The organism is Vibrio sp. V23_P3S9T160 (assembly GCF_963886625.1).
Taxonomy (GTDB): domain Bacteria; phylum Pseudomonadota; class Gammaproteobacteria; order Enterobacterales; family Vibrionaceae; genus Vibrio; species Vibrio anguillarum.
On the sequence record NZ_CAWPDB010000190.1, the window covers coordinates 1 to 11690 of the forward strand.

General features: G+C 42.7%; 11 protein-coding genes. All 11 read left to right on the top strand.

Going from position 1 to position 11690, the window contains the following annotated elements; all coding sequences use genetic code 11:
• Positions 1-562 precede the first annotated feature (562 nt).
• Positions 563-967, top strand: coding sequence for a response regulator (locus AACU59_RS17745; RefSeq protein ID WP_105976866.1), 405 nt, complete (start codon positions 563-565; stop codon positions 965-967).
• A 103-nt stretch (positions 968-1070) separates the two neighbouring features.
• Positions 1071-2642 carry an EAL domain-containing protein gene (locus tag AACU59_RS17750; protein ID WP_237666570.1) on the top strand — a complete coding sequence of 524 codons (1572 nt, stop codon included), beginning with the start codon at positions 1071-1073 and terminating at the stop codon, positions 2640-2642.
• Positions 2643-2882: 240 nt separating this feature from the next.
• A complete protein-coding gene (locus AACU59_RS17755; RefSeq protein WP_088732761.1) occupies positions 2883-3350 on the top strand; it encodes a DUF2919 domain-containing protein in 468 nt (155 codons plus the stop codon).
• A 66-nt stretch (positions 3351-3416) separates the two neighbouring features.
• A complete protein-coding gene (locus tag AACU59_RS17760) occupies positions 3417-4319 on the top strand; it encodes a Dyp-type peroxidase (RefSeq protein ID WP_017045744.1) in 903 nt (300 codons plus the stop codon).
• A 125-nt stretch (positions 4320-4444) separates the two neighbouring features.
• Positions 4445-5578 carry a flagellin gene (locus tag AACU59_RS17765; protein ID WP_094145539.1) on the top strand — a complete coding sequence of 378 codons (1134 nt, stop codon included), beginning with the start codon at positions 4445-4447 and terminating at the stop codon, positions 5576-5578.
• A 244-nt stretch (positions 5579-5822) separates the two neighbouring features.
• Positions 5823-6956 carry a flagellin gene (locus tag AACU59_RS17770; RefSeq protein WP_013856299.1) on the top strand — a complete coding sequence of 378 codons (1134 nt, stop codon included), beginning with the start codon at positions 5823-5825 and terminating at the stop codon, positions 6954-6956.
• Positions 6957-7242: 286 nt separating this feature from the next.
• Positions 7243-8373, top strand: coding sequence for a flagellin (locus AACU59_RS17775; protein WP_026028066.1), 1131 nt, complete (start codon positions 7243-7245; stop codon positions 8371-8373).
• A gap of 74 nt (positions 8374-8447) precedes the next feature.
• The gene (gene flaG / locus AACU59_RS17780; protein ID WP_013856302.1) at positions 8448-8876 is read left to right on the top strand and encodes a flagellar protein FlaG; all 429 of its coding nucleotides are present in this window, start codon (positions 8448-8450) and stop codon (positions 8874-8876) included.
• 22 nt (positions 8877-8898) lie between these two features.
• Positions 8899-10899, top strand: coding sequence for a flagellar filament capping protein FliD (gene fliD / locus AACU59_RS17785; protein ID WP_094145522.1), 2001 nt, complete (start codon positions 8899-8901; stop codon positions 10897-10899).
• A 1-nt stretch (position 10900) separates the two neighbouring features.
• Positions 10901-11206 carry a flagellar protein FliT gene (locus tag AACU59_RS17790; RefSeq protein ID WP_013856304.1) on the top strand — a complete coding sequence of 102 codons (306 nt, stop codon included), beginning with the start codon at positions 10901-10903 and terminating at the stop codon, positions 11204-11206.
• A 15-nt stretch (positions 11207-11221) separates the two neighbouring features.
• Complete coding sequence (gene fliS / locus AACU59_RS17795) at positions 11222-11632, top strand: flagellar export chaperone FliS (protein WP_010318718.1); 411 nt, start codon at positions 11222-11224, stop codon at positions 11630-11632.
• The last annotated feature ends 58 nt before the right edge of the window (positions 11633-11690 follow it).

Sequence of the window (11690 nt, forward strand, 5' to 3'; positions counted from 1 at the left end):
TTAGAGTATAAATCATAAACGTAAGTATTGAGTTCTTCATGCTCGCTAATCATTTCGTAATACAGATTATCAAATTTGATACAGAACCGTTATTTGTAATTATTCCTAATAAATACCAATGAAATCAATGCAATAAGAAACAAGTGCCTTGTTGGAATCTATTTTTATCACTTGATGAAAGTGTTTTTAGGCACTTTGTATTTTTTTGTTTTTCTGGAGGGTGGGGGAAGTCGATCTTTTTCTATATACAGAGCAGAGACCGACGGGTATTTTCTCTAAACGGGTAACTTTTTGTTTTTAATGTGTTTTATTATTAACTTTTAATATTTTTACTTACGTGCCCGCTTCGGTGAGAATTGTTATGTCCTGAGTGTGAATGATTTGGTTGATAACACCATATCAATGTCGATTTTAATCGATGTTCCATCCATAAGACGTAATTACGCGACTTTGGCTCTAGACATTGTTATTCATTAAGAAAAAACAAATGTCAAGCATATGAAACATAAATCTTTTTTCTTTTATGACCCAGTGTGACCGTTAACTATCGTTGAGAATAAAGATGAACATTTTAGTTGTTAGTGAATATCCTATCATCAGAGAGTTACTGCGTTCTGCGCTCAAACCATTAAACCATATCACCCATATTCAACTTTCCGGTGGAAATGACCTAAATGTGATAAAACAAAGAGTGGATACAGGCAGTCATGACCTTGTTATTTATGATTTGGATTCTGTAAAAAAAGATCCGACAAGCATCATTATATCTATGTTAGATGCTATTAATGATAAGCAATTGGTTAAGTATGGTTTGTCGTCATTAATTTTATTGTCCAATGAGGCTCAGATTGGGCAATTTAAGGATGATCTTAATTTTTGTGAACATTTTGTGATCACCAAACCTTTTACTTTTAAGAATGTTCAACAGATTGTGAAAAATATAGGTTTTTTCCCTAATCTAAATTGAGGATAAAGCAGCCTGAAGTACACTGTTTTCTAACAACACGTGGAGTTCTAGTTGTAGTTAATATTACCATTTGTTTATTCAGTAGTTTTTTCATAGAAAAGAGATGAGTCATACATCAAGACATATGGGGCAAGTAATGAGTGCAAAAGGCCTGCTAAAGTCGGTCCATTTTATTTTTTTGACAGTGATCCCCTGCTTTCTTATCTTACAGTTATCTCACTATTATTTTTTCCGTTCCCTACAAGATAAATCAAAAGAGTACGCTGTAAATGCGGCATCAAACATTAATTCTATTCTCTATCACGGTAAAGAAGCGAATAAGAAAACACTTTCTCTCGTCAGTCATAATGAGAGTTGTGATGAAATTATCGTAGAATTAAGAAAAATTGTAGCGACGAGCCCTTTTGTAAGAACGACAAATTTAGCTCATGATGGAGTGATATATTGCACATCTCTTTGGGGAGAACGATCATTTATTGATAACCCACAGACTTATATCTCAGGTGAGCTCTTATTAATGTCAGGTAGTCAAGTAGAGTTACAGCATCCACTAATTGTCGTTCGTAATGTGGAAAATGATAATGTGTCACTTAGCGGTATTGACGGATTACACATACAACAAGCGTTATTTCAATCTTCTGCTCATGCTTTATCTCTATTTTTACAGTTGGGGGAATCTTGGTTAGGTGAGAACGGTGTAATGTATCCAACGGATCCAACGCTTGCACTTACTGCTGTTCAACAAATTAAATCAGAACGTTTCCCATTTACAATTTATGCAGGATTTGGTTACCCATCATCCTGGTCTGCATTTTGGCATGAGAGGAAGTTCTATATTTTCTTGATTGTCTTTATGCAGGTGTCATTTTCGATTTGTTATTGGTGGCTTATTAACCGCCCAAAAACGTTAGATTCGGAACTTCAGCGTGCAATTCGTCAAGAAGAATTTGTACCCTATGCTCAACCGATTGTTAATGCCTCAACCAATGAAATTATGGGTATAGAAATCTTGATAAGGTGGGTTCACCCTATTCAAGGTGTGGTTCGTCCGGATCTTTTTATTCCTCAAGCTGAAGAGTCTGGGCTGATTATTCCAATGACAAGATTGCTCATTAACGAAACCGCTAAGCAGTTGAAGAATTATAAGGACTCCTTACCTAATCCGTTTCATGTAGGAATAAATATTTCGCCTCAGCATTGCAATGGTCAAGATCTTTTTAACCAATGTAAGGCTTTTGTTGAGTATATCGATACCGAAAAAGTAGTGCTTGTTTTAGAGCTTACTGAACGAGAGGTTCTTGAGTTTTCGGATGCAACAGATTTACTTTTCAGTAACATAAAACGTTTGGGTTGTAAGATAGCGATTGATGATTTCGGAACTGGCCATTCCAGTCTGATAAACTTACAAAAAATCGATCTGGACTACTTAAAGATTGATCAAATATTCATTAAAAACCTAGGAAAGGATCCGATTGCTGAACACTTGGTTGAAAATACGATTGAACTTGCTAAGCGTTTATCAATTGATCTTGTTGCTGAGGGCGTTGAGCTGGCTGAGCAAGCTGAATATCTAAAAAATCATAATGTTAACTATTTGCAAGGTTTTTTATTCGCAAAACCTGTACCTCTATCGGAATTCTTACAGGCGTATCAAGACCAATGTCATGCTAAATAATTACGATAGTTTTTAAACTAGCGACCTGATTTGGTGGTGATATCTGACTTCCCATCCATATCACTGTTTAGTAGACCTGTGTAACGTTTATTGAAAATCTTTGAGGATTATCCTGCCTATCCGCAATTCCGAGTCGTTTGTGTGCATTCAAGTTAGAAACTGGTCAAGAGCAAAAGATCTGGCTAGCTATTTGAAATCTATCCGCTAAAGTAAAAACGTTTTTTTAAAAGAGCGAAGGTATTGATGCGTTATGCGTTAGAGCGATACGACCAACATGGTTTTCTTAAAGCCCCTAAACTTATCTGGCTTGGTTGGTTATTTTTGGCAAAAGCTTGGATTGTTTTCGTGGTGGCAGGAGCAAGCCGAGATAATGGCACGACGATTTTAACCATTGTTTACCCAGACCATTCGATGCTTTATTTGGGGTTGATTATGGGGTTGCCAAGTATCATTCTTATGTGGCTTATCAGCTTACGTGCTCCTGAACGATCGTGGCTAAACCGCATCGTCAGCATGGGAAAACCGCTGACGTTACTTATGGTTATCTTGCAATTTATACAAACGCTTTATCATATCTATTTAGAGCACGGCGTTTTTAATTGGGCCAATGCAAGCACACTGTTGGTGCTGTTATGGTTTGGTCTATATCTACTGAAGAGTAAAAGTGTGCGTGATTGTTTTTCTATCCCGCTCATAGACAAGGCGTGATCCCAATCAAGGTCGCCCCCAAAAACTGAATTACACTGAGCAAAAATAAGTAAGTGAGGATATTTTATGACACAACCTCAAACCGCGATTCTGCCTGAAGCAGGTCCGTTTGCACTGTTTAGCCTTTTAAAAGTAAAGCAAAATCCGGCGCATGTTTTAGCGCAATTGAAAGCATTGCCCGCTTTAGTCAATGAGATAAATCAACATCAACCCGGCGCTGAATTAACCGTGTCGGTCGCATTTACTCGCACCTTTTGGCAGCGTTTAAACCAAAGCATACCACAAGAGCTGATTGATTTTCCTGAGCTTGGTAAAGGCGAAACCATAGCACCAAGTACCGAGGTGGATGTGTTGATTCACTGCCATTCTCATCGTCATGACTTGCTGTTTTATGTGTTGCGTAAATGGATGGAACCTGTGGCTGAGTTGGTTGAAATGGTGGATGAAACCTACTCATTTCGTTACTTAGATGCGCGAGATATGACGGACTTTATCGATGGCACTGAAAACCCTAAAGCCGAAAAACGTCAAGAAGTTGCACTGATTGCTGATGGTGAATTTGCTGGCGGCAGCTATGTGATGTTGCAGCGTTTTGTGCATAACCTTCCAGCTTGGAATCGCTTAAATGTGGCGGCGCAAGAAAAAGTTATTGGGCGCACTAAGCCTGATTCGATTGAGCTTGATAATGTACCTGCAGCGTCTCACGTTGGCCGTGTCGATATCAAAGAAGAGGGGAAAGGGCTGAAAATTGTTCGTCATAGCTTACCTTACGGTACGGTGAGTGGTGAGCACGGTTTACTATTCATTGCTTATTGCCATACGCTGCATAACTTTAAAGTGATGTTGGAAAGTATGTATGGTGTGGCGGATGGTAAAACAGACCAACTGCTGCGCTTTACCAAAGCCGTAACGGGTGCGTACTTTTTTGCCCCTTCAGCTGAGATGCTGCAACATCTTGAACTAAAGTAAGTTTCAATACTGACCTACTATCGGACCGAGCCTTGTGCTCGGTTTTTCTTTTTTAAGCATTTTATGTAAAGAAAAGCGTCTACTGTCCGATAAAGAGATCATTCATTCTATGGCATGGGTCTGTTATGGCAATTACCGTTAATACCAATGTTTCCGCTTTGATTGCGCAGCGCCACTTAGGCTCAGCAAGCGAAATGTTGAATCAATCTTTGGAGCGTCTTGCTTCCGGGAAGCGTATTAATAGTGCCAAAGATGATGCTGCGGGTTTACAAATTTCGAATCGCCTTGAGTCGCAAATGAGGGGCTTAGATGTCGCTGTACGCAATGCTAATGATGGCATTTCAATCATGCAGACTGCTGAAGGTGCAATGCAAGAGACCACCAGCCTGCTTCAGCGTATGCGAGATCTCTCTTTGCAGTCGGCGAATGGCGCGAACAGTAAAGCGGATAGGCAAGCTTTACAGGAAGAAATGAGCGCCTTGAACGATGAATTAAACCGAATTGCTGAAACCACCTCTTTTGGTGGTCGTAAGTTACTGAACGGTTCGTTTGGTCAATCCTCATTTCAGATAGGGGCGAGCTCTGGTGAAGCAGTGCAAGTTTCGTTAAAAAATATGCGTTCAGACAGTTTGGATATGGGGGGCTTTAGCTATGTTGCGGCAGGCATGGCGGATAGTCAGTGGCGGGTGACACAAGATAATCGGCAGCTCACCATGAGCTATACCGATGCCAAGGGAAAACAGCACAACATTCAAATCCAAGCAAAAGTAGGGGACGATATTGAAGAGTTGGCAACCTACATCAATGGGCAAACCGATAAAGTATCGGCGTCAGTCAACGACAAAGGACAGCTACAGCTGTTCATGGCGGGTAAAGAAACCTCTGGGACTATTGATTTTAAAGGTAGCTTAGCCAATCAGTTGCAAATGAATGTGACGGGATATGAAGCAGTAGACACTCTTGATATTACCGAAGTCGGTGGTGCGCAGCGAGCGGTTACCGTCATTGATACCGCAATGCAGTACGTTGATAGCCATCGCTCTGAGTTAGGCGCGTTGCAAAACCGTTTTAACCACGCCATCAACAACCTCGACAACGTACATGAAAACCTCGCTTCTTCAAACAGTCGAATTAAAGATACGGACTATGCGAAAGAGACCACCCAAATGGTAAAACAGCAAATCCTACAACAAGTCAGTACCTCTATTCTTGCGCAAGCCAAAAAACAGCCAAACCTAGCATTGGCCTTACTCCGCTAGCGATAAAAATCAACAATTATCGACTTTTATCAACAAATCTTTAGCGAAATTATTACCTTTTTGATGGGTTTTTGACCTCTTGTCCTGTTTTTTACACTAAACACATTTTTTTTAAGAAAATTGAAAAAAAATCCTCAAGCTTTGGAAAGTGCCGCCGTTATAAAAAGTAACCTTTGAGAGAACTATTTGGTTTTCCGAGACGTCGGAAACCGGAAACATCGGAAAATCAATTGGAGTAATCACCATGGCAGTTAATGTAAATACCAACGTATCAGCGATGACAGCACAGCGTTACCTAAACGGCGCTAGCAATGCACAACAAACATCAATGGAACGCCTATCTTCTGGCTTTAAAATCAACAGCGCAAAAGATGATGCGGCAGGCCTACAAATCTCTAACCGTTTGAATGTTCAGAGCCGCGGTCTTGACGTAGCAGTACGTAATGCGAATGACGGTATTTCTATTGCACAAACCGCTGAGGGTGCGATGAATGAAACGACCAACATTTTGCAACGTATGCGTGACTTGTCACTACAATCAGCTAACGGCTCAAACTCAAAAGCAGACCGTGTAGCGATTCAAGAAGAAGTCACCGCTCTGAATGACGAGTTAAACCGTATCGCAGAAACCACATCATTTGGTGGTAACAAATTACTTAACGGTACTTTTGAAACTAAGTCATTCCAAATCGGTGCGGATAACGGTGAAGCCGTCATGCTTAGCCTAAACAACATGCGTAGCGACAATGCTATGATGGGTGGCACAAGCTACCAAGCGGCGAACGGCAAAGATAAAGATTGGTCAGTTCAAGCCGGCAGCAACGATCTACAAATCACACTGAAAGATACTTCAGGTACAGATCAGACTATCAATATCTCAGCTAAAGAAGGCGATGATATTGAAGAGTTGGCGACTTACATCAACGGCCAAACTGATATGGTGAAAGCATCAGTTGATGATGAAGGAAAACTACAAGTCTTCGCTGGCAGTAATAAAGTAGAAGGCCCTGTAACATTCGCAGGCGGTCTTGCTGGTGAGCTCGGCATGCAAGCTGGTCAAGCTGTTACCGTAGATGTCATTGATGTGACCTCTGTGGGTGGCGCTCAAGAATCGGTTGCCATTGTTGATGCTGCACTGCAATTTGTAGATAGCCACCGTGCACAATTAGGTGCATTCCAAAATCGCTTTAGCCATGCAATCAGCAACTTAGATAACATTAACGAAAACGTGAGTGCTTCTAAGAGCCGTATTAAAGATACTGACTTTGCCAAAGAAACAACAGCGCTTACTAAGTCGCAAATTCTTTCTCAAGCATCAAGCTCAGTGCTGGCTCAAGCAAAACAAGCGCCACAAGCGGCACTTAGCTTACTTGGCTAAAAGAGCCCAATAGCTCAAGAGTTACCCTTAAATGAAAATCCAGCCTCGGCTGGATTTTTTTGCTTAGCGGTAAAGTGGAAAAAGTGTAAGTCGATGCAGCATTATCTTTCTTACTTTTTGACGCTAATCACATTTCTCATGCTCGCTGCATAAATTTTAAAAAAAGGCTTATTTTTTTCTAAAGGATATAAATCTTTCGCCGTTAAAGGATACGAGAGAAATGAGGTGTACCGACGTGAGGTGAGAGACACGGAAGTACATCAACACAATGCCTAAGGAGATCAATATGGCAATTAATGTAAGCACTAACGTGTCTGCAATGACCGCACAGCGTTATTTAAATAACGCCGCTGATGGTACGCAGAAATCGATGGAGCGTCTGTCATCGGGCTATAAAATCAATAGCGCGCGTGATGATGCAGCGGGTCTACAAATCTCAAACCGTTTAACGTCACAAAGCCGTGGCTTAGATATGGCGGTAAGAAACGCAAATGATGGTATCTCCATTGCACAAACCGCAGAGGGTGCAATGAATGAAACCACCAATATCTTGCAACGTATGCGAGATCTTTCTTTGCAATCAGCAAACGGTTCTAACTCAAGTTCAGAACGTCAAGCGATCCAAGAGGAAGTCTCAGCACTCAATGATGAATTAAACCGTATTGCTGAAACAACCTCGTTTGGTGGTAATAAACTGCTAAATGGTTCGTTTGGTAATAAATCTTTCCAAATTGGTGCCGATTCTGGTGAAGCTGTGATGCTTTCCATGAGCGACATGCGTTCTGACACAAAAGCGATGGGCGGTAAGAGCTATGTCGCGACAAATGGCAAAGCGCCTGACTGGTCAGTCACCAATGCGACGGATCTGACTCTGAGCTATACTGATAAACAAGGAGAAGCTCGCGAAGTCACCATTAACGCTAAAGCGGGTGATGACTTAGAAGAAGTCGCTACTTACATTAATGGTCAAAATGGTGACATCAAAGCTTCAGTCGGTGATGAAGGTAAACTGCAACTGTTTGCCGCCAATCAAAAAGTCTCAAGCGATGTCACTATTGGTGGTGGACTGGGTACTGAAATTGGTTTTGCTGCAGGTAAAGACGTAACCGTCAAAGACATCAATGTCACAACGGTTGGCGGCTCTCAGGAAGCTGTAGCTTTGATTGATGGTGCACTAAAGGCCGTTGATAGCCAACGTGCCTCGTTAGGTGCATTCCAGAACCGTTTCGGTCATGCCATCAGTAACCTTGATAACATCAACGAGAACGTCAACGCTTCTCGTAGTCGAATTAAGGATACTGATTATGCCCGTGAAACAACCCAAATGACGAAGTCGCAGATTTTGCAGCAAGCGAGTACGTCAGTTTTGGCACAGGCGAAGCAGTCACCATCTGCAGCTCTTAGTCTATTGGGTTAACCGATAGGCGAATGGAGCTTTGTGGGGAAAGCAGTGTTTTCACTGCCAACCTATGAGGTGGAAGGGAGATTGTTATGGAAATACCATCCTACACATCGAACATCCAGCCTTACGGCTCGCAAAGTGGCATTAAATTTGCTTCAGAAAACGATGGCGCGACACGCGCTTCCTCGAAACAAAATGAGGTGAATCGTACTGAACAGTTAAGAAATAGGCAAAACCAAAGCGTTGAAGCGGCAATCGAGCTTGCACAGCAACGAGAGCAGATCAACAAATCGGAAAGAGCCAAGATGGTAGAGCAGATGAATGAATTTATCTCATCTATCAACAAAGACTTAGCGTTTAGAGTCGATGAAGAATCAGGACGGGATGTTGTGACGATTTATGAAGCCAGTACTGGTGACATTATTCGTCAGATCCCGAACGAGGAAATGCTAGAGGTTTTGCGACGCCTTGCCAGACAAAAAGACCACAGTACAGGTTTATTGGTTGCTAAGGTGTAATCGTAGTTTTTGAGGTGATTTAATGAGCTTAGGCCCGATGGGTATGAATACTGGCATGGATATCAATTCCTTGGTCAGCAAAATTGTCAATGCAGAGCGCGTTCCTAAGCAGCAACGTATTGATAATGAGCTTGGCCAAATTGATGCCAGTATCAGTGCCTACGGCCGGCTCAAAGAGTCGCTGGATACGATGAAAAATCTTATGACGAATTTTCGTCAGGAGAAGGCTTTCGCTTTGCGAAAAGTCGATACTACTGATGAAAATGTCGTCTCCGCGACAGCCACCACTGACGCAATAGCAGGTAAATATGCTATCGATGTGTTGCAGCTTGCACAGAGCCATAAAGTTGCCTCGGATGTTTTAGAGAAAGAGGCAAAGTTTGGTCCTGGTAAGCTGCAGATTTCACTTGGTGATCAGAAGTTTGATGTTGATGTCCAAGCCAATTCAAAATTGATTGATATCGTTCGCGGTATTAACAGCACTAAAACCAATCCCGGAGTTCGTGCTTCGGTAATCAATGATGTTGAAGGGCCACGTTTGATTGTGGCCTCTAATCTATCTGGAAAAGATCATGACATTAAAATTAATGCTCAGTCTGATGCCGGAAATCCGCTCAAAAATCTAGAGTACAAAACGCTGGAAGAACGCGTTAAAGATTTAGAAAAAGCACGCGCTGCAGCGCAACAAATCATTGCACCACTCACGCCAGCTCAACAAGCTATCGCTGCAAAAGTCGCCGAGAAAATAGGTGCGGCGGCACGCGAAGTTGACCAAAGTATGGCGAGTGGTGTTCAAGAAGTCGCCGGGCAAGTAGCTGCCGACGGTAAAGTCGCCAATGCTGCCGGTGAATTAACCGACGCCGCCGTCAAAGCCGCCGCCGCCGCCGGTGTTGCCGCCAATAAATATCTGAAACCGCAAGATCGTATTCCAGGGTGGACTGAAACCGCCTCTGGCACCTTGCTCGATTCCTACTATGAACCTGATCCAGAGCTTGATGCGACCGCGTTAGAAAAAGCGCCAGATGTGCCCGGTTGGACCAATACTGCTTCTGGTACTTTGGTTGACTCCTATGTCACCCCCAAAGAAGCGCAAGCCAAGCTTGAACAGCAATTAGCAGCTGAAAAAGCCGCGGTTGCGGCGGCGGTGCGTAGTGGTGAACTGACGCCAGAGCAAGCCAAGCAGAAAGAGCGTGAAAAGCTTGACCCGCAAGAGCGTGAGTATTTAGATAAAGTGGACAAAGCAGATGCTGAGCTTAGAGCGGCACAAGCATCGTTTGACGCCTATCAAGGTATGACTCAAGTACAAGCAGGCCAAGATTCCGTGGTGGTTTTGGACGGTGTGGCGACCCTTTCTAGCAACAACAACGTGATTGAAGATGCGATTGAAGGGGTTGATTTGACCCTTAAAGGGCAAACGGCCAAAGGCAAACCACCGGCTGAAATTGGCATCGAATATGACCGCAAAACCGTGCGCGATGATATTGAACAATTTGTCGCGGCGTATAATCAGTTTTATCAGGTCTCTAAAGAACTTGGAGGCGTTGACCCTCGGACTGGCCAAGCTGGGCCACTGGCGGGTGACAGTATTGTGCGCAGTGCAGACTCTCGCCTACGTAGTGTTTTTTCGACTAGAATTGAGCAGGCTCCAGAAGAGATCAAAAGTCTGATTGAGTTTGGTATTACCACTACACGCCAAGGGACACTTGAAATTAACTACGACATGCTAGATCGCCAACTCAATAACAACTTTAATAAGCTAGGTGAGTTCTTTGGTGGAAACCAAGGATTTGCCAAACGGGTTGAAGATGCTATTCAGAGCATGACGGGGGTGACGGGGTCGATTCGCACACGCGAAAAAAGCTTAGTAGAACGCAACTACCGTGTGGCGGACGACCAAGCGGCACTCGATCGCCGCATGGACAGTTTGGAGAAGCGAACGCATTCTAAGTTTTCAGCAATGCAAGACGCGACCAGTAAAATGCAGAACCAATTAGCTGGTATGATGAATGCGTTAGGCGGCTGATATGGAGCAGCAACTCGACCTTTTAAGTGATCTAGATCACCAAATAAGAGCAATGCTTGTCATTGATGAAATTAATACTGAAGAAATCAATCATCTTGTCGATAAAAGGGAACGGATATTGCAAAACTTACTGACGCATGCGTCAGAAAATCCACAGTTTGCAATGTCGAGCCAATGGCGAGAGGCTATTGATGAAACTAAACATCTTGTTGAACTGATGCAGTCAAAAACGGTCGAGATCGGTAGAACGCTCCAAAAATACCGACACGGTAATAAATCCGTTCAGCAATACAAAAAGTTTTTATAAGAGGAAGACAAGACTATGCGCGGTTCTTTACAGGCATACAAAAAGGTATCAGTGGATAGCCAGCTCAGTGCGGCCTCGCCGCATAAAGTCGTACAAATGTTGATGGCGGGTGCCATTGAACGCCTTATTCAAGCAAAAGCAGCAATGCTACAGGGCAATATCCCAAGTAAGGGTGAGCGCCTTGGTAAAGCATTGGATATCATTATTAGCTTACGCAGTTGCTTATCGATGAGTGATGGCGGGGATATTGCAAAAAATTTAGATCAGCTTTATGAATTTATGATCACTCAGATCACCGAAGCGAATCATCAAAATGACCCGCAACCACTGGATGATGTGATCGACATCATTCGAGAAATTAAATCAGCATGGGATCAAATCCCTCCTGAATACCACAATCTAACGGCAAGCGAAGTGGGCATATAAGTTATTTATAAAACTTTAGGCACTTATTTTTTAAAGTTTTAACTGATGTCACACCAGC

Coding starts and splice junctions, on each gene's coding strand:
- AACU59_RS17775 (WP_026028066.1), top strand. CDS start 7,243: ATGGCAATTAATGTAAGCACTAACGTGTCTGCAATGACCGCACAGCGT.
- AACU59_RS17760 (WP_017045744.1), top strand. CDS start 3,417: ATGACACAACCTCAAACCGCGATTCTGCCTGAAGCAGGTCCGTTTGCA.
- fliD (WP_094145522.1), top strand. CDS start 8,899: ATGAGCTTAGGCCCGATGGGTATGAATACTGGCATGGATATCAATTCC.
- AACU59_RS17765 (WP_094145539.1), top strand. CDS start 4,445: ATGGCAATTACCGTTAATACCAATGTTTCCGCTTTGATTGCGCAGCGC.
- flaG (WP_013856302.1), top strand. CDS start 8,448: ATGGAAATACCATCCTACACATCGAACATCCAGCCTTACGGCTCGCAA.
- AACU59_RS17750 (WP_237666570.1), top strand. CDS start 1,071: ATGAGTCATACATCAAGACATATGGGGCAAGTAATGAGTGCAAAAGGC.
- AACU59_RS17745 (WP_105976866.1), top strand. CDS start 563: ATGAACATTTTAGTTGTTAGTGAATATCCTATCATCAGAGAGTTACTG.
- AACU59_RS17790 (WP_013856304.1), top strand. CDS start 10,901: ATGGAGCAGCAACTCGACCTTTTAAGTGATCTAGATCACCAAATAAGA.
- AACU59_RS17770 (WP_013856299.1), top strand. CDS start 5,823: ATGGCAGTTAATGTAAATACCAACGTATCAGCGATGACAGCACAGCGT.
- fliS (WP_010318718.1), top strand. CDS start 11,222: ATGCGCGGTTCTTTACAGGCATACAAAAAGGTATCAGTGGATAGCCAG.